14 protein-coding genes are annotated in these 16,968 nt (G+C 72.7%); 9 read left to right on the top strand and 5 right to left on the bottom strand.

Going from position 1 to position 16,968, the window contains the following annotated elements; translation table 11 throughout:
- Positions 1-130 precede the first annotated feature (130 nt).
- Positions 131-2,644 (top strand): carbohydrate-binding family V/XII, encoded by a 2,514-nt coding sequence (locus V5F67_RS06130; protein WP_394021953.1) that lies wholly within the window; start codon positions 131-133, stop codon positions 2,642-2,644.
- 172 nt (positions 2,645-2,816) lie between these two features.
- Complete coding sequence (locus V5F67_RS06125; protein ID WP_394021954.1) at positions 2,817-3,311, top strand: DinB family protein; 495 nt, start codon at positions 2,817-2,819, stop codon at positions 3,309-3,311.
- Positions 3,312-3,366: 55 nt separating this feature from the next.
- Here the strand turns inward: V5F67_RS06125 and mdoH are convergent, their stop codons facing one another.
- A complete protein-coding gene (gene mdoH, locus V5F67_RS06120; protein ID WP_394021955.1) occupies positions 3,367-5,175 on the bottom strand; it encodes a glucans biosynthesis glucosyltransferase MdoH in 1,809 nt (602 codons plus the stop codon).
- A gap of 78 nt (positions 5,176-5,253) precedes the next feature.
- Here mdoH and V5F67_RS06115 point away from each other — a divergent pair, with 78 nt between their 5' ends.
- The 4 genes from V5F67_RS06115 to V5F67_RS06100 are packed head-to-tail and all read left to right on the top strand — an operon-like array spanning position 5,254 to position 8,569.
- Entirely contained in the window at positions 5,254-6,255 is a 1,002-nt protein-coding gene (locus V5F67_RS06115) for a zinc-dependent alcohol dehydrogenase (protein WP_394021956.1), read from the top strand.
- A 21-nt stretch (positions 6,256-6,276) separates the two neighbouring features.
- On the top strand, positions 6,277-6,678 hold the full coding sequence (locus tag V5F67_RS06110; protein WP_394021957.1) for a 6-pyruvoyl trahydropterin synthase family protein: 402 nt from the start codon (positions 6,277-6,279) through the stop codon (positions 6,676-6,678).
- Complete coding sequence (locus V5F67_RS06105; protein ID WP_394021958.1) at positions 6,675-7,730, top strand: glycosyltransferase family 4 protein; 1,056 nt, start codon at positions 6,675-6,677, stop codon at positions 7,728-7,730. The genes V5F67_RS06110 and V5F67_RS06105 overlap by 4 nt, the downstream gene beginning before the upstream one ends.
- Positions 7,727-8,569 carry an SAM-dependent methyltransferase gene (locus V5F67_RS06100; RefSeq protein ID WP_394021959.1) on the top strand — a complete coding sequence of 281 codons (843 nt, stop codon included), beginning with the start codon at positions 7,727-7,729 and terminating at the stop codon, positions 8,567-8,569. Before V5F67_RS06105 ends, V5F67_RS06100 begins: the two co-directional genes overlap by 4 nt.
- 122 nt (positions 8,570-8,691) lie before the next feature.
- Here the strand turns inward: V5F67_RS06100 and ftsY are convergent, their stop codons facing one another.
- Genes ftsY through dapF form a run of 3 tightly spaced genes read right to left on the bottom strand, consistent with a single transcriptional unit; the run spans position 8,692 to position 11,773 of the window.
- Complete coding sequence (gene ftsY / locus V5F67_RS06095; protein WP_394021960.1) at positions 8,692-9,627, bottom strand: signal recognition particle-docking protein FtsY; 936 nt, start codon at positions 9,625-9,627, stop codon at positions 8,692-8,694.
- A gap of 18 nt (positions 9,628-9,645) precedes the next feature.
- Positions 9,646-10,911, bottom strand: a complete 1,266-nt coding sequence (gene mtaB, locus V5F67_RS06090) for a tRNA (N(6)-L-threonylcarbamoyladenosine(37)-C(2))-methylthiotransferase MtaB (protein ID WP_394021961.1) — start codon at positions 10,909-10,911, stop codon at positions 9,646-9,648.
- 1 nt (position 10,912) lies between these two features.
- Positions 10,913-11,773, bottom strand: a complete 861-nt coding sequence (gene dapF, locus V5F67_RS06085; protein WP_394021962.1) for a diaminopimelate epimerase — start codon at positions 11,771-11,773, stop codon at positions 10,913-10,915.
- 552 nt (positions 11,774-12,325) lie between these two features.
- Between dapF and V5F67_RS06080 the strand changes: the two genes are divergently transcribed.
- Positions 12,326-13,978 carry an FMN-binding glutamate synthase family protein gene (locus V5F67_RS06080; RefSeq protein WP_394021963.1) on the top strand — a complete coding sequence of 551 codons (1,653 nt, stop codon included), beginning with the start codon at positions 12,326-12,328 and terminating at the stop codon, positions 13,976-13,978.
- A 42-nt stretch (positions 13,979-14,020) separates the two neighbouring features.
- Here V5F67_RS06080 and mutM read toward each other — a convergent pair whose 3' ends face one another.
- Positions 14,021-14,902 (bottom strand): bifunctional DNA-formamidopyrimidine glycosylase/DNA-(apurinic or apyrimidinic site) lyase, encoded by an 882-nt coding sequence (gene mutM / locus V5F67_RS06075; protein WP_394021964.1) that lies wholly within the window; start codon positions 14,900-14,902, stop codon positions 14,021-14,023.
- 381 nt (positions 14,903-15,283) lie between these two features.
- On the opposite strand from mutM, the gene ychF reads away from it, so the two are divergent.
- Together ychF and V5F67_RS06065 are read left to right on the top strand one after the other, a co-directional pair.
- The gene (ychF, locus tag V5F67_RS06070; RefSeq protein ID WP_394021965.1) at positions 15,284-16,381 is read left to right on the top strand and encodes a redox-regulated ATPase YchF; all 1,098 of its coding nucleotides are present in this window, start codon (positions 15,284-15,286) and stop codon (positions 16,379-16,381) included.
- Positions 16,353-16,913 (top strand): MaoC/PaaZ C-terminal domain-containing protein, encoded by a 561-nt coding sequence (locus V5F67_RS06065; RefSeq protein WP_394021966.1) that lies wholly within the window; start codon positions 16,353-16,355, stop codon positions 16,911-16,913. Before ychF ends, V5F67_RS06065 begins: the two co-directional genes overlap by 29 nt.
- Positions 16,914-16,968: the final 55 nt, after the last annotated feature.

Raw genomic sequence — 16,968 nt, 5'->3', positions numbered from 1 at the left:
CGGGTTTTTCTTTGCGTCATCTTTCCGCCGCCGCGATCGCGATTGCGCGGCGGCGCCGCATGCTGACGCCCGATGCGGAACATGGTAGGTCTCCCGCCGGTCCGCCACGCGCGGATTTTGGAGGAACACCATGGTTCGGCTCACGGCTTTGAGCACGGCAACGGTGGTCGCCCTGGCGATGGCGCTGCAGGCGCCCGCGGCGATGGCCCAGCAGACACAGGGACAGGCGCAGGCCCAGCAGGGGCAGGACATCTTCGCAGGGCCGCCCGCCTGGCCGCGCTCCTTCGACCTCTCGGGCGACACCGTGCTCCAGCTCTACCAGCCGCAGGTGGACGACTGGCAGGGCGACGTGATGAGCGGGCGCGCCGCGGTCGCCATCGGCCCCAAGAACGGCGCCCCCACCTACGGCATGCTGCGCTTCACCAGCCGGGTGGCGGTGGACAAGCCGGCGGGGGTGGTTCACGTCGCCTCCTTCTCCATCACCGGCGTCGAGGTGCCGACCGCGCCGGACAAGGCCCCGGTGATTCGCAGCGCGCTCCAGTCGCGCCTGCCGGAGAGCGGCATCGTCGTGCCGCTGGACCAGCTCCAGGCGAGCTACGCGGTCAACAAGGAGCTGGCGTCGCTGAAGAGCCAGCCGGTGGACAACACGCCGCCGAAGATCGTCTTCGCCACCACCGCCACCGTGCTGGTGCCGGTGGCCGGCAATCCGGTCCTGAAGCCGATCCAAGGCGTGGTGGGCTTCCAGCGGGTGGTGAACACCCGGCCGCTACTGCTGCTCGACGAGGCCGGCACCTATCATCTCCAGGCCGCCGGCACCTGGTACGAGGCGACCGGCATCAACGGGCCGTGGGTGGTGACGCCGAAGGTTTCGGACGTGCTGACCGCCGCCGGCGAGATCGCCAACAAGCAGCAGGCCGCGGACCCGCTTCTCTCGCAGGAGGGCAAGCCGATCACGCCGCCTCCGGCGATCCTGGTCTCCACCGTTCCCACCGAGCTGATCCAGTCGGACGGCCAGGCGCAGATGCTGCCGGTGACCGGCGCGCCGAACCTGCTCGCCATGAACAATGCCGACCATGCGGTGTTCATGGAGACCAGCTCCAATTCCTATTACGTCCTGATCTCGGGCCGCTGGTTCAAGTCGACGAGCCTGAACGGCCCGTGGACGTTCGTCGCCGCGAACGCGCTGCCGGCGGACTTCGCCAAGATCAACCCCAACGATCCCAAGGCCAATGTGCTGGTCTCGGTGGCCGGCACCCCGCAGGCCAAGGAGGCGGCGATCGCCGCCACCATCCCGCAGACCGCGACCGTGAAGCGGGACGTCACCATCACGGTGAGCTATGACGGCGGCCCGCCGGTGTTCGAGGCGATCCCGGGCACCAGCCTGTCCTACGCGCAGAACGCCCCGACACCGGTGATCCAGCTGGATTCCCAGCGCTACTACGCGGTGCACAACGGCACCTGGTTCGTCTCCGCCTCGGCCATCGGCCCGTGGAAGGTGGCGACCGTGGTGCCGGACGCGATCTACACCATCCCGGTGTCCTCGCCGATGCACTACGTGACCTATGTGCGGGTCTATGCCGTCACCCCCGACGCCGTGGTGGTGGGCTACACGCCCGGCTACATGGGCGTCGTCGTCGCCCCGGGCGGCACGGTGGTCTACGGCACCGGCTACAATTGCCCGGGCTATGTGGGCACCTACTGGATCGCCTGCCCCGTCACCTACGGTCTCGGCGCCGGCTTCGCCCTCGGCGCGGTGGACGGCTTCGCCTTCGGCTTCGCCGCCGGCTGGGGCTGGGGCGCGGCGGTCGGCCCCTATTGGGGCCCCTACTGGCACTACGGCCCCTACGGACCTTATGGGCCCTACGGCCCGTGGGGCGGCCACTGGGGCTACACCAACGTCAACCAGGCGAACCTCTATGGCCGCTGGGGCGGCGCCGCCACGGTGAACCACGCCTGGGGCACCACCTGGAACGGCACCGAATGGTCGGGCCGCGACTGGGCCGGCCACACCGCCAACGGCACCGCCTTCACCGGCCGCTCGGCCGCCGCCTTCAACCCCTATTCGGGCAACTGGGCGGCCAACCGGGAGAATGCGCGCTACAACCCCGCCACCGGCGCGCGCGGCCAGTCGGCGGCGGCGGCGGACGGCAACGTCTATCGCGGCACCGCGGCGGCGGGCCGCGAATCCACCGGCGCCAATCCCGCCTCGGGCACGTTCCACGCCTCGCAGACCGGCGTCACCGACAACCACGGCAACGTCAATGTCGACAGCCGTGGCGTCGCCGGCAACGTGAAGACCGGCAACGCGGTGGCCTGGGACAACGGCAAGGTGGTCGCCGACCACAACGGCAACGTCTACCAGCATTCGGACAGCGGCTGGAGCCGCGCCACCTCCTCCGGCTGGCAGAACATGGGCCGCGACTTCGACAGCTCGGGCCTCGACAATGAGGACCGTGCCCGTTCCTGGGGCCAACAGCGGGTCGACAGCTATGGCGGTGGCTGGGGCGGCGGCGATCGCTTCGGCGGCGGCGGTGGCTGGGGCGGCGACGACCGCTTCGGCTCCGGCGGCTTCGACCGCGGCTTCGGCGGCTGGGGCGGTGGCGGCGGACGCTTCGGCGGCGGCGGCTTCGGCGGCCGGCGCTGAGGCAAGCCCGCACGCAGGTCATGCAAGGGCGCGCCGGAGCCATCCGGCGCGCCTTCTTTTCTCCAGGGCGCGATCCGATCAAAGTGAACCAACCTGATCGGTAAACCGCCCTCTAACCTGATGATAGAGAACGCGTTATCGACGCGTGCTCCAGCCCGCGCGGAGGCGTCCCATGCGCGACTACCAGAGCCTTGCCGCCTACAACGCCTGGGCCAATGCCCGCCTCTACGACGCGGCGGCAGCCCTTGGGCCGGAGGCGTGCGCGCGGCCCATGGGGGCGTTCTTCGGCTCGCTGATCGGCACCCTGAACCATCTCGTGGTGGCGGACCGCATCTGGCTCGCCCGCTTCGAGGGCATCGATGCGCCGCAGCCGGCGCTCGACGCGATGCTGGAGACCGACCTTGCCGCGCTGCGGACGCTGCGCGCGGCCGAGGACGCGCGCATCGTGCGGCTCGCCGCGGCGCTGACGCCGGAGCGTCTCGACGGCCCCCTCTCTTATGCCAACAGCTCGGGGCGGGTGTTCTCCCAGACGCTCGCGAGCGCCCTCGACCACGTCTTCAACCACCAGACCCACCACCGCGGACAGGCGCACGCGCTGCTCACCCAGCTGGGCGGGCGCGCGGCGGCCCCCTCGCTCGACCTGCTCCAGTTCCAGCGCGAGAGCTAGGGCGGTAGCCGATCAGCTTGCAACGCAGGCTGATCGGCGCGTGCTCTGACGGCGCTCAGGCCGCCGCGTCCAGGGGACCGGGCGCCGCGCCGCGCAGGCGCAGCAGAACCGCGGGCGGATCGCGCTCCTCTGGCGTCGCCGCGAGGCCGCGCGCGGCGAGCCAGGCGCCGAAGCGCGGGTCCGCGGTCGCGATCACGAAGGGAATGGCGAGCAGGTGGCCGGCGAGCACCGGCGCCAGCCAGATCAGCAGCCCGGGCGCGACCGCCGCCACCGCCCCGCTTATGCCGAGCCCGAACAGGGTCGCGCCCCAGAACCGCTGCACCGCGAGCCGCAGCGGCACCGCATGGCCGTCGCGTGCCTGCCCGCTCCAGCGCACCGCGACCCGCCCCAGCGCCAGCCGCACGAGCAGCATCGTCACCGCCAGGGAGGTGAGCGCGGCGAGCAGGAAGGAGAAGACGAGCTCCATCGCCGCCGAGAGGGCGAACCGCGCCGCCCCGCCATAGCGGGCCGCGCCGCCGGGGGTCAGCGCCACGTCGATCCAGCCCGCGAGCTTGGGCGCGATCGACATCACCAGCAGCACGCCGTAGACGGCCGCCGCCAGCGCTGCCGGAAAGTCCTCGCCCGCGGACGCCTCGGCCGCCGCGAACGGTGCCAGCACCAGCGCCAGCGGCAGGGCCGGCACGGTGGCGAACATCAGGATCGCCCACAGAAGCTGGAACCGGCTCATGGGGTGGAGGCCCGGCAGGCCGAGCAGCCTCGCATATTGGAGATTGCCGAGGCACCAGCGCAGGTCGCGGGTGATGAAGTCGGTGGCCGCCGGCGGGTTGTCCTCATAGCTCTCGCTCTCCACCGGCAGCACCCGCACCTCGAAGCCGGCGCGGCGCATCAGCACCGCCTCGACCTGGTCGTGGGAGAGGATCGGCCCGCCGAAGGGCGGCGCGCCGGGCAGCTCCGGCAGGTGGCAGGCGGCGCGGAACGGAGCGACGCGGATTAGCGCGTTGTGCCCCCAATAGGGGCCGCAGTCGCCCGCCCACCAGGTGGCGCCGAGCGTGTAGCAGCGCATGCCGGCGCGCATGCCGAACTGGAACAGGCGGGCGAAGCCGCTGGTCGCCGGCAGCCCCACCGCGAGGCTCTGGAGGATGCCCGTGCGCGGGTGCGCCTGCATGATCCCGAGCATCTTCAGGACGGTCCCGGCGCCCATGAGGCTGTCGGCGTCGAGCGGCAGCATGAACTCGTAGGCAGCGCCCTGGGTGTCGAGGAAATCGCGGATGTTGCCGGCCTTGAAGCCGGTGTTGGAGGCCCGGCGCCGGTAGAAGACGTGGGCGCCGCCCCCTTGCGCCCGCCAGGCGCCCACGAGCGCCTCCTCGGCGGCCGCCACGTCCGCCAGCGACGTGTCGGAGAGGAGGTGGTAGTCGAAGATCGGCGCCAGCGCGGCGGCGTCGAGGTCCGCCTTCACCGCCTTGAGCCGGGCGATGGCGCGGGCCGGGTCCTCGTTGCGCAGCGTCATGAGGATGGCGACGCGCGTGCCCGCATGGGCCGGCGCCGGCATATCGAGGAAGGGCGCGGCCGCGGCTAGGCCGTCGTCCCCGCGCAGCCGCAGCGCGAGGCCGACCGCCGCATTCCAGAACCCGAGCGCGTGCCACGGCGTTATGGCGAGGGCGCAGAGAAGGACAAGGCCGTCGATGAGCGTGAACCCGTCCCGCGTCAGCACATACGCCGTGGCCGCGACGACGGCGGCGAGCGTGGCCCCGTTGGCGGCGAGCATGAAGCGGCGGCGCCAGGCGAGGGTCACCGCCCGGGCCGCCGGAGCGGCCGGCGCCGCAGGAAACGAGATCGGCGATTGCAGATCGGGGCGAAACGACATGGGATGCTCCCGTGCGCCCGGGACCCGAACCGCCCGTGGCAACGTTGCAGCGCACTCCAGCAGTACGGGGACGGCGGCATGACGGCGGACGCTGCGGCAGAATGCCGCAATGAGGGACAGACGCGGGCCCTGTGGTACGTGGCGCCGGGCGCGGCGGAAATCCGCGCCGCGCCGCTTCCCCCGCTTGGGCCGGGCGACCTCGTCGTCGTCACGCGCTGGAGCGCCGTCAGCCGCGGCACCGAGCGCCTCGTCTTCGCCGGCCTGAACGATGACGCGCACCGCGCCGCCATGCGCGCGCCGTTCCAGGAGGGCGACTTCCCCTTCCCCGTGAAGTACGGCTATTGCGCCGTCGGCCGGGTGGAGCAGGGTCCGCCCGGCCTGGTCGGCCGCGACGTGTTCGTCCTCCATCCGCACCAGGACCGCTTCCGCGTTCCGGCGGCCCAGGCGACGCCGGTGCCGGAAGCCGTGCCCATCCGCCGGGCGACCCTCGCCGCCAACATGGAGACCGCCCTCAACGCGCTCTGGGACAGCGGCGCGAGCGCGGGCGACCGCATCGTCGTGGTGGGGGCGGGGCTGGTGGGGCTGCTGGTGGCGTTCCTCGCCGCGCGCCTGCCGGGGACGCAGGTGAGCGCCATCGACCCCGATCCGTCCCGCGCCGGCATCGCCGCCGCCCTCGGCGCGCGCTGGCAGGCGGAGCCGGACGGGCGCGCCGATGCGGACGTGGTGTTCCACACCTCCGCCACCGCCGCCGGGCTCGAGGCCGCCATCGGCTGCTGCGGCCAGGAGGCTCGCCTCGTCGAGATGAGCTGGTACGGCGACCGGAAGGTGAGCGCGGGCCTCGGCGGCGCCTTCCATTCCCGGCGCATCGCCCTCCTCTCCTCGCAGGTGGGATCGCTGCCCGCCGCGCGGCGCCCGCGCTGGGACTTCGCGCGCCGCCGCGCCATGGCGCTGGCGCTGCTGGCGGACGATCGCCTCGATGCGCTCATCACCGACGAGGTGGCGTTCGATGATCTTCCCGCCCGCCTCGGCCGTATTCTCGGCGCGGGCACTCCGGGCATCGCCACGGTGATCCGCTACTGACAGCCGAAGGAGACGTGCCGGATGTATTCGGTCGAGGTGCGGGACCACATCATGATCGCCCACAGCTTCAAGGGCGACCTTTTCGGCCCCGCGCAGAAGCTGCACGGCGCCACCTTCGTGGTGGACGTCGCCTTCTTCCGGCCGGACCTCACCCCCGAGGGCGTGGTGGTCGACATCGGCCGCGCCCACGAGGCGCTGAAGGCCATCCTCGGCCCGCTCAACTACCAGAACCTCGACGAGGTGCCCGACTTCGCCGGCCGCAACACCACCACCGAGGTGCTCTGCCGCCACGTCTTCGACCGCATGGCCGAGGCCGCGCGCTCCGGCGCGCTGGGCGCGGGCGGCGACGGCATCGCCCGCATCAAGGTGACGCTGCACGAATCCCACGTGGCGCGCGCCGCCTACGAGGCCGTGCTTTCGTGAGCCTGCGCGCCGTCCTCGCCTTTCCCGGCGACCTCGACACGCCCACCGGCGGCTATGCCTATGACCGGCGCATGCTGTCGGAGATGCGGGCGCTCGGCCTCGACATCTCGCCCCTGCCGCTGGGCGCGGGCTTCCCCTTTCCGACACCCGATGCGGTTGAGACGGCGCTCGCCCGCCTCCAGGCGACGACGCCCGGCACGGTACTGCTGGTGGACGGCCTCGCGCTCGGCGTGCTGCCGGCCGCGGGCCTCGCGGCGCTGGAACGGCCCATCGTCGGCCTCGTGCACCATCCGCTGGCGCTGGAGAGCGGGCTCGACGCGCCGGCCCGCGCGCGCCTCGAAGCAAGCGAGCGCGCGGCGCTGGCCCGGTGCCGCGCAGTGGTGGTGACGGCGCCCGCCACCGCGCGCACGCTCGCGGCCGATTTCGGCGTGCCCGCCGCCACCATCACCCTCGCCGTGCCGGGAACGCAGGACGCCCCCCGCGCGCCGGGGACCGGCGATCCGCCGCGCCTGCTCGCCATCGGCTCCCTGATCCCCCGCAAGGGCTACCGGGTGCTGCTGGACGCGCTGGAGCGGCTCGGCGATCTCGCCTTCTCCCTGACCGTCGCCGGCTCGCTCACCCTCGACCCCGCCGCAGCGGAAGACATCCGCGCGCGAGCCGAGCGCCTGCCCGCGGGGCGCGTGCGCCTCCTCGGCGCGCTGCCGGAGGCGCAGCTCGACCGGCTCTACCAGGAGGCCGACATCTTCGTTCATCCCTCGCTGTTCGAGGGCTACGGCATGGTGCTGGCGGAGGCGCTGAAGCGCGGCCTGCCGGTGGTCTGCACCACCGGCGGCGCGGCGGCGGAGACGGTGCCAGACGGCGCCGGCCTCAAGGTGCCGCCGGGCGATGCCGCAGCCCTGGCCGAGGCGCTGCGCGCGGTGATCGCGGACCGCGCCCTGCGGCGGCGCCTCGCGGACGCCGCCTTCGCGGCCGGCGCGGCGCTGCCCGGCTGGACCGACGGCGCGCGCGCCATCGCCGTGGCGCTGCGGCGGGTCGCGGGAGAGGAAGCATGAGCGGGTTCTCGCCGGACTGGCTTGCCTTGCGCGAGAGCGCCGACCGGCGCGCCCGCAGCCCGACCATAGACAGCGCCGTGGCGGCGGCGCTGGCGCATCTCGACGCGCCGCGCATCTGCGATCTCGGCGCCGGCACCGGCGCCAGCCTGCGCGCCCTCGCCCCGCGCCTCGGCCCCCGTCAGCACTGGGTGCTGATGGACCACGACCCCGCGCTCGCCGCCGCCGCGCGCCGCGAGCTCTGCGCCCAGGCGAACGCGGCGCAGGCGGACGGGCCGGACCTGCTGCTCGACTGGGGCGGGCGCGCGATCCGCGTTTCCTTCGCCGCCGCCGACCTTGCCGCCGACCCCGCGGCGGCGCTGGCGTTCGCGCCCGACCTCGTCACCGCCTCGGCCTTCTTCGACCTCGCCTCGGCCGGGTGGTGCCGCGCCTTCGCCGCCGCCATGGCGGGCGCGGGCGTCATGGTGCATGCGGCGCTGACCTGCGACGGGGCGGACGCGTGGCTCCCGCCTCACCCCGCCGACGCGGCGGTGCATGCCGCCTTCCAGGCCCACCAGGCGCGCGACAAGGGCTTTGGCCCCGCCGCCGGATCGCTGGCTGGCGCGGCGCTGGCCGGCGCGCTCACAGACGCCGGCCATGCGGTGATGATCGACGACAGCCCCTGGCGCCTCGGCCCGGACGACCGCGCGCTCATCGCCGCCTTGGCGGCAGGCACGGCGGGGGCGGCGCGCGAACAGGGCGGCGTGGCGCCGGACGATCTCGCCGCGTGGGAAGCGGCGCGCCGGCAGGCCGCCTCCTGCCGCATCGGGCATGTGGACCTGTTCGCCCGGCCCGCGCGCTGAGGTCAATCCAGCCCGGCGACGGCTCGGTCTCCTTCGGCCCCGTCGTGGCCGGGCGTGTCCCGGCCATCCACGCCGGGCCGATCCGCCGGCCGCCGCAAGTCCATCCCGGCCGCCACCGGCCCTCAATCCAGCCCGGCGATGGCGCGGGCGAAGTCACGGGCGGCGAAGGGCTGGAGGTCGTCGGCCCCCTCCCCCACCCCGATCAGGTGGACCGGCAACCCGTGCTTGGCCGCGATCGCCACCAGGATGCCGCCGCGCGCGGTGCCGTCGAGCTTGGTCATGACGAGGCCGGTGACGCCCGCCACGCGCGCGAACGCCTCCACCTGGGAGAGCGCGTTCTGGCCCACGGTGGCATCGAGCACCAGCAGCACCGCGTGCGGCGCCGAGGGCTCCAGCTTCTTGATGACGCGCACCACCTTCTCCAGCTCCGCCATCAGCTCGGCGCGGTTCTGGAGCCGGCCGGCGGTGTCGATCAGCAGCACGTCGGCGCCGCTCTCGCGGGCGGTGGTGATGGCGTCGTGGGCGACGCCGGCGGCGTCCGCCCCCGGCTCGCGGGCGATCACCTGCGCGCCGGTGCGCGCGCCCCAGACCTTCAGTTGCTCGATGGCGGCGGCACGGAAGGTGTCGCCGGCCGCCAGAAGCACGGACTTGCCCTCGGCGCGCCACTGGGAGGCGAGCTTGCCGATGGTGGTGGTCTTGCCCGAGCCGTTGACGCCCACCATCAGCACGATGAAGGGCTTGTGGGCGGCGTCCACCACCAGGGGCCTGGCCACCGGGGTGAGGATCGCCTCCACCTCGCGGGCGATCAGGCCCTTCACCTCCTCGGCCGAAATCTCCTTGTCGTGTCGCCCCGCGCCCACGGTCTCGACGATGCGCGCGGCGGTGGAGGTGCCGAGGTCGGCGCGGATCAGGATGTCCTCCAGGTCCTCCAGCGTCGCGGCGTCGAGCTTGCGCTTGGTGACGAGGTCGCCGATGCCCTGGCTCAGGGACGAGGCGGTGCGGGTCAGCCCCTTGGCGAGGCGGCTCCAGAAGCCGCCGGTCTTTTCCTCTCCGCTCATCGGTGTTCCTCGAATGGCTCAGGCGGCGATCAGGCGCGCGCCGTCGTGGCCGGCGACGCGCAGCGCGTGGAGGCTGCCGCGCGGCAGCTCCCGCGCCAGGCGCACCGGCGTGAAATGCTCCGTATGGCCGCGCCCGCCCGCCTCCACCAGCACCGTGCGGCGCGCGCCCACCTCGGCGGACAAATGACGGCGCAGCAGGTCGGCGCCCTTGGCGCGCAGCCGCCGGGCGCGCTCGCCGACCTCGGCCGGGTCCACCTGCGGCATGCGCGCGGCCGGCGTGCCGGGACGGGGCGAGAACGGGAAGGCGTGGAGAAATGCGAGCCCCGCCTCGTCCGCCAGCGAGAGGGTGGCGCGGAACTGGGCCTCGGTCTCGGTGGGAAAGCCGGCGATGAGGTCGGCGCCCAGCACCATGTCGGGGCGTAGGCGCCGCAGCTCGGCGACGAAGGCCAGCGCATCGGCGCGCGAGTGGCGGCGCTTCATGCGCTTCAGCACCAAATCGTCGCCCGCCTGGAGCGAGAGGTGGAGATGCGGCATGAGGCGCGCCTCCTCGGCCAGCGCCGCCTTCAGCTCGTCGTCCGCCTCCACCGCGTCGATGGAGGACAGGCGCAGGCGCCTGAGCTCCGGCACATGGCGCAGGATCGTCCGCACCAGCCGGCCGAGCGTCGGCGCGCCGGGCAGGTCGGCGCCGTAGGAGGTGAGGTCGACGCCGGTCAGCACCACCTCCGCATGGCCCGCTTCCACCAGCCGGCGCACCTGCGCCACCACCGCGCCCATGGGGACGCTGCGGGAATTCCCCCGGCCATAGGGGATGATGCAGAAGGTGCAGCGGTGGTCGCAGCCGTTCTGCACCTCGACGAAGGCGCGGGTGTGGGCCTCGAACCGGTCGGCGAGGTGGGGACTGGTCTCGCGCACCGCCATGATGTCGCCGACGCGCACCTCGGCCTCGCCGGCGAGGCCGAAATCGGGCGCCAGCGCCAGCGTCTCCCAGGCCTGGCGCCGCACCTTCTCGCCATTGCCGATCACGGCGGCGACCTCGGCCATGCGGGCGAACGCCTGCGGATCGGTCTGCGCGGCGCATCCGGTGACGATGACGCGGAGGTCCGGATCGGCGCGCTTGGCGCGGCGGATCGCCTGGCGCGCCTGGCGCACCGCCTCGGCGGTCACCGCGCAGGTGTTGACGACGAGGGTGCGCTTCAGGCCCGCCTCGCCGGCCATGGCGCGCACCGCGTCGCCTTCGAGCGCGTTGAGGCGGCAGCCGAAGCTCAGGACCTCGGGGGCGGCCATCTCAGGCCGCCTCGCCCAGCATGGCGGGGGTGAGGAGGCCCGAGAACTCGCGTTCCACCGGCCCGGTCATGAGCACGTGGCTGTCTTCGCCCGGCAGCCACGCGATGCCCAGAAGGCCGCCGGGAAGGCGCACGCTCACCGTCCGCCCGGTTCGGCCGGTGCGGGCGGCGGCGACCGCGGTGGCGCAGCCGGCGGTGCCGCAGGCGCGGGTGCGCCCGGCGCCGCGCTCCCACACATGGAGCAGGACCGCGTCCGGCCCGGTGAGGGAGGCGAACGAGATGTTGGCCCGCTCGGGAAACAAAGGATGGCGCTCCAGCGCCGCGCCGAGGCCCTCCACGTCCACCGCATCGGCGGCGGGGACGAAGAAGACGGCATGGGGATTGCCCATGCTGACGAGGCTGGCGGGGCCGAGCTGCTCGAAGCCTTCCACCAGCACGGCGGCGGTATCGCCCACGTCGCGCGCCAGCGGGATGTCGCGCCAGGAGAAGCGCGGCGCACCCATGTCCACCGTCACCGTGCCGTCCGCATGGACGCGGCAGTCGAGCAGGCCCGCCTCGCTCTCGAACCGCACATGGCTGGAGCCGGTGGCCGCGGCCTCCAGGACGGCGATGCAGCGCGTGCCGTTCCCGCAGGCGGAAGAGTACGAGCCGTCGGAATTGAGGATGCGCACGAAGGCGGCGGTGTCCGGCCGGCGCGGCGGATAGAGCACCATCGCCTGGTCGAACGGCAGCGCCTCGCGCCGCGCCAGCGCCCGCGCCGCCTCGGGCGCCACCGCGACCGGATCGGCGCGCAGATCCAGCACCAGGATCTCGTTGCCGAGACCGTTCATCTTCACGAAGGGGCGGTGAGCGAGGGAAACCATGAGCAGGCCGGCACGCGAGACGAGGAAAGGGCACGGGGTGCGCCCCGTTCCTTATATGGCGCGAGCCCACCGCGACGCCACCCCCGCCGCCGGCGGGCGGCCGCCCCCGGCCGGAGACCGGGCGCCGGCCGGGCTCCCTCTCCCCGCGGGGGAGAGGGATGGGGTGAGGCGCGGCACCGTGAGGCATGAAGGACCGGCGCCCGAGCCCGGCACCGCATCCCCTCACCCTGCCCTCTCCCCGCCGGGGAGAGGGTGTGCGGCGCGCCGTGCAGGGTGGCCCGGCCGGCGGTCGGGCGGCCTCGGCCGAAGACCGGGAGCCGGCGGGACTCCCTCTCCCCCGCGGGGGAGAGGGATGGGGTGAGGGGCCACACCGTGAGGCATGAAGGGATCGGCGCCCGAGCCCGGCACCGCGCGCCCCTGACCCTGCCCTCTCCCCGCCGGGGAGAGGGCATGCGGCCGCGCCGCGCAGGGCGGCCCGGCCGGCTTGCCGCAGGGCAGCGTGCCATTCGCCCGCGCCTCGTATAGCTTGGCCGCAAAATCGGGAGGATTTTCATGGCCGAGTGGATGGACGCGAGCACCAAGGCCCTGCTGCGACGCTACGGCGCCTTCATCTTCGTGGTGCTCGGCGCGCTTCTCAGCCTCATCCTGTCCTTCGTCACCCACCACGTCTTCCTGTTCGCCTTCTGCGTGTTCTTCACCCTCGCCATGGTGGGGGTGTTCGACATCACCCAGCCCAACCACTCGCTGCTGCGCAACTATCCCCTCATCGGCTCGGTGCGCTGGATCTTCGAGGCGGTGCGGCCCTATCTGCGCCAGTACCTGATGGAGGACGACCTCTCCGAGAAGCCCTACAACCGCGACGACCGCTCGCTGGTCTACGCGCGGGCCAAGAACGAGGAGGATCGCCAGCCCTTCGGCACCGAGCTCGACACCTACGCCGCCGAATACGAGTGGATGACCCACTCGCTGGCCCCCACCCCGGTGAGCGAGGAGCCGTTCCGCGTGAACGTGGGCGGGCCGGCCTGCGCCAAGCCCTATTCCGCCTCGGTGTTCAACATCTCCGCCATGAGCTTCGGCTCGCTCGGCAGCCATGCCATCGAGGCGCTGAACATGGGCGCGAAGGCCGGCGGCTTCTACCACGACACCGGCGAGGGCGGCCTCTCCCCCTACCACCGCAAGCACGGCGGCGACATCGTCTGGGAGCTGGGCTCGGGCTATTTCGGCTGCCGCAACCGCGACGGCTCGTTCTCGCCCGAGCGGTTCCAGGAGCGCGCGCTGCTCGACCAGGTGAAGATGGTGGAGATCAAGCTCTCCCAGGGCGCCAAGCCCGGCCACGGCGGCGTGCTGCCGGGCGCCAAGGTGACGCCGGAAATCTCCGAGACCCGCGGCGTGCCCATGGGCGAGGACTGCATCTCGCCTTCCCGCCATCCGGCCTTCTCCACCCCGGCCCAGATGATGGAGTTCGTGGCGCAGCTGCGCGAGCTGTCCGGCGGCAAGCCGGTGGGGCTGAAGCTGTGCGTCGGCCATCCGAGCGAGGTGTTCGCCCTCGCCAAGGCCATGCTGAAGACCGGCATCCGGCCGGACTTCATCGTCGTCGACGGCTCGGAGGGCGGCACCGGCGCCGCGCCGCACGAGCTCGCCGACCATGTGGGCATGCCGCTGCGCGAGGGGCTGATCCTGGTGCGCAACGCGCTGGTGGGCACGGGGCTTCGGCCCGAGGTGCGCCTCGCCGCCTCGGGCAAGGTGATCTCGGGCTTCTCCATGGCCGCCAACATGGCCATCGGCGCCGACTGGTGCAACGCGGCGCGCGCCTTCATGTTCTCGCTCGGCTGCGTGATGTCCATGCGCTGCCACACCGGCGCCTGCCCCACCGGCGTCACCACCAACGACCCGCACCTCCAGCGCGGCCTCGTGGTCGAGGACAAGGCGGAGCGGGTGACGAGCTTCCACCGCCACACGGTCGAGGCGCTGGCGGACCTGATCGCGGCGGCGGGGCTGGAGCATCCGCGCGATCTGCTGCCGCACCATGTCTGGCACCGGGTCAGCCCGATCGAGGTGAAGCCGCTCGACCGGCTCTATACCTTCCTTGCCGCCGACGCGCTCATCGATGCCCCGGACGAGACGCCCTACGCCGCCGACTGGGCCGCCGCCGACGCCGACAGCTTCGCCCCGCGGCGCGCGGTGGGGCCGCGACGGGCGGCCTGACGCCCGGCGCGCTCGGCGCTGGCAGAATCAGCGCTGGCAAGATCAGCGCTGGCAGGTGGCGCAGAAGAAGGTGGAGCGCGCCCCCTGCACCATGCGCTCGATGTGGCCCTTGCAGTGGAGCGTGGGGCACGGCGCGCCTTCCCGGTCGTAGACGCGGAAGGCGTGCTGGAAATAGCCCAGTTCCCCGTTCACCTGCCGATGGTCGCGCAGCGAGGAGCCGCCGGCCTGGATCGCCGCGCGCAGCACGTCGCGGATGGCGGTGACGAGACGCTCCGCCCGCACCGTCGGCAGGCCCTCCTTGGTGGCGATGGTGTGGGCGGCGCGGCGCGGCGAGAGCCCGGCCCGGTGCAGCGCCTCGCTCACATAGATGTTGCCGAGGCCGGCGACCACCTTCTGGTCCAGCAGCGCCGCCTTCAGCGGCGCGCGCTTCCTGGCGCAGGCGCGCGCCAGGTATTCGGCGTTGAAGCCGTTGCCCAGCGGCTCCGGCCCGAGCCCGCGCAGCAGCGGATGGGTGTCGAGCCGGTCGTAGGGCACCATCAGGATGGCGCCGAAGCGGCGCGGATCGTTGAAGGTGACGGTCGCGCCGCCGGCGAGGTGCAGCACCACATGGTCGTGCGGCCCGGCCGGCGCGCGCGGATAGTGGAAGGCCGGCATGCGGCCGCGCGGCGGCACGTTCTCGATGCGGATCGAGCCCGACATGCCGAGATGCAGGATCAGCACCTCGCCGCCGCACAGATCCGCCAGCAGGTACTTGGCGCGGCGGCCCACCGCCTCGATGCGGCGGCCGGCGAGGCGCTCGGTGAAACGGTCCGGCAGCGGCCAGCGCAGATCCGCCCGGCGCGCTTCGACGCTCTCCACAACGGCGCCCTGCAGGACGGGCAGCAGGCCGCGGCGGACGGTTTCCACCTCGGGCAGTTCGGGCATTTCGTCCTTCGGCTGCGAGGGTTCGCCCCCCGCGATTCGGTGCTTGACTGCCTGATTAGGTAGGGATGGTCCTGCGGCGTGCAAGTCAAGACTGCGCGGGACACCGCGGCTGCGGGCGCGCCGCCCGGCTGGAGCTTCGGATCGGACGCGGGAACGGGGCGCCGGTGTGGTGCGGCGCCCCCACGCCGCCCACAAAGGCACGCTTTCCTGGCCCTTCGGTCGCGAAGGGGCTTTGCTTTCTCGAATTCCGCGTTAATAGCGGCGCATGCCTCCGGGTGCGTGCTGTCCTGCAGCACGGGCCTTCACCATGGCCAGCACGTGGGCGGGATCGAGATCGTCGACCCGCGACGTGCGGCGCCGGACCGTTTCGAGATCTGATCCATGGGCTTCAAATGCGGTATCGTCGGCCTGCCGAACGTCGGCAAGTCGACCTTGTTCAACGCGCTCACCCAGACCGCCGCCGCCCAGGCGGCGAACTACCCCTTCTGCACCATCGAGCCGAACGTGGGCGACGTGGCGGTGCCCGACCCGCGCCTCGACACGCTGGCGCAGATCGCCGGCTCGGGACAGATCATCCCCACCCGCCTCACCTTCGTGGACATTGCCGGCCTCGTGCGCGGCGCCTCCAAGGGCGAGGGGCTCGGCAACCAGTTCCTCGCCAACATCCGCGAGTGCGATGCCATCGCCCATGTGGTGCGCTGCTTCGAGGACGGCGACGTGACCCACGTGGAGGGCAAGATCTCGCCCGTGGACGACATCGAGACCATCGAGACCGAGCTCATGCTCGCCGATCTCGAGAGCCTGGAGAAGCGCGCCGCCGCGCTGGAGAAGAAGGCCAAGGGCGCCGACAAGGAGGCCAAGGAGACCCTGGACCTCATGAACCGCGCCCTCGTCCTGCTGCGCGACGGCAAGCCGGCCCGCCTCGCCGAGGTGAAGCCCGAGGAGGAGAAGCTGTTCTCCCAGCTCGGCCTGATGACGGCCAAGCCAGTGCTCTACGTCTGCAATGTCGAGGAGGCCTCGGCCAAGGAGGGCAATTCGCTCTCCGCCCAGGTGTTCGCACGCGCCAAGGAAGAGGGTGCGAAGGCGGTGGTGGTGTCGGCCAAGATCGAGAGCGAGATCGCGGTGCTGCCCCCGGAGGACCAGAAGGACTATCTGGAGGCCATCGACCTCGAGGAGCCTGGCCTCAACCGCGTGATCCGCGCCGGCTACGACCTGCTCAGCCTCGTCACCTACTTCACCGTGGGGCCGAAGGAGGCGCGCGCCTGGACCATCACCCGCGGCACCAAGGCGCCTCAGGCGGCGGGCGTGATCCATTCCGACTTCGAGAAGGGCTTCATCCGCGCCGAGACGGTGGCCTACGACGACTATGTGAAGTTCAAGGGCGAGGCGGGCGCCCGCGAGGCCGGGCGGTTCCGCCTGGAAGGCAAGGACTACGTGGTTCAAGACGGCGATGTGCTGCACTTCCGCTTCGCCAATTGAGCCCGGCTCCGACCTGGAGCGCGAGCTGACCGGCCTGCCGCGCACGGGCGTGCGGCGGGAGACCGGCCGCTTCGTCTTCACCGAGGCCGAGCTGCTGCGCTTCTCGCGCCAGTACGATCCCCTGCCGTTCCACGTCGACCCGGAGGCGGGGCGCACGTCCCAGTACGGGCAGCTCATCGGCTCCGGCTGGCACACCATGGCGGTGTGGATGAAGCTGTTCGTCGGCGCGCACCATGCGGACGCCTTCCCGCCCGATTCCCCGGAGGCCATCTCGCCGGCCGGCATCGGCTTCGGCTTCAAGGACCTGCGCTGGATCGCGCCGGTGTTTCCGGGCGACGAGATCGTGTTCTCCACCATCCTCGACGAGATGCGCCCGAGCGCCAACCGGCCCGGCTGGGCGGTGTTCCGCCGGCAGGCGCTGGCGGCGCGGCCCGACGACGAGGAGGTGATGCACTTCGTGCTGACCTATCTCGGCCCCATCGCCACCGCCATCGAATGCCGCGCGCGCGAAGCCGCGGACGCGCTCGCCTGACGGCCCGCCCCCATCCTTGACGCAGCGGCGATCCTCCAGTTGGATCGCCGCTCAA

The sequence above is a fragment of the Xanthobacter pseudotagetidis genome (genome assembly GCF_043194795.2).
GTDB lineage: Bacteria > Pseudomonadota > Alphaproteobacteria > Rhizobiales > Xanthobacteraceae > Xanthobacter > Xanthobacter tagetidis_A.
This window is presented reverse-complemented; position numbering and strand designations above follow the sequence as displayed.

What these genes read in the sequence shown, in the direction of transcription:
- mutM (WP_394021964.1), bottom strand. Translation starts at nt 14,902, where the DNA reads ATGCCCGAACTGCCCGAGGTGGAAACCGTCCGCCGCGGCCTGCTGCCC.
- V5F67_RS06065 (WP_394021966.1), top strand. Translation starts at nt 16,353, where the DNA reads ATGTGCTGCACTTCCGCTTCGCCAATTGAGCCCGGCTCCGACCTGGAG.
- ychF (WP_394021965.1), top strand. Translation starts at nt 15,284, where the DNA reads ATGGGCTTCAAATGCGGTATCGTCGGCCTGCCGAACGTCGGCAAGTCG.
- V5F67_RS06100 (WP_394021959.1), top strand. Translation starts at nt 7,727, where the DNA reads ATGAGCGGGTTCTCGCCGGACTGGCTTGCCTTGCGCGAGAGCGCCGAC.
- dapF (WP_394021962.1), bottom strand. Translation starts at nt 11,773, where the DNA reads ATGGTTTCCCTCGCTCACCGCCCCTTCGTGAAGATGAACGGTCTCGGC.
- V5F67_RS06080 (WP_394021963.1), top strand. Translation starts at nt 12,326, where the DNA reads ATGGCCGAGTGGATGGACGCGAGCACCAAGGCCCTGCTGCGACGCTAC.
- V5F67_RS06130 (WP_394021953.1), top strand. Translation starts at nt 131, where the DNA reads ATGGTTCGGCTCACGGCTTTGAGCACGGCAACGGTGGTCGCCCTGGCG.
- mtaB (WP_394021961.1), bottom strand. Translation starts at nt 10,911, where the DNA reads ATGGCCGCCCCCGAGGTCCTGAGCTTCGGCTGCCGCCTCAACGCGCTC.
- V5F67_RS06110 (WP_394021957.1), top strand. Translation starts at nt 6,277, where the DNA reads ATGTATTCGGTCGAGGTGCGGGACCACATCATGATCGCCCACAGCTTC.
- V5F67_RS06125 (WP_394021954.1), top strand. Translation starts at nt 2,817, where the DNA reads ATGCGCGACTACCAGAGCCTTGCCGCCTACAACGCCTGGGCCAATGCC.
- ftsY (WP_394021960.1), bottom strand. Translation starts at nt 9,627, where the DNA reads ATGAGCGGAGAGGAAAAGACCGGCGGCTTCTGGAGCCGCCTCGCCAAG.
- mdoH (WP_394021955.1), bottom strand. Translation starts at nt 5,175, where the DNA reads ATGTCGTTTCGCCCCGATCTGCAATCGCCGATCTCGTTTCCTGCGGCG.
- V5F67_RS06115 (WP_394021956.1), top strand. Translation starts at nt 5,254, where the DNA reads ATGACGGCGGACGCTGCGGCAGAATGCCGCAATGAGGGACAGACGCGG.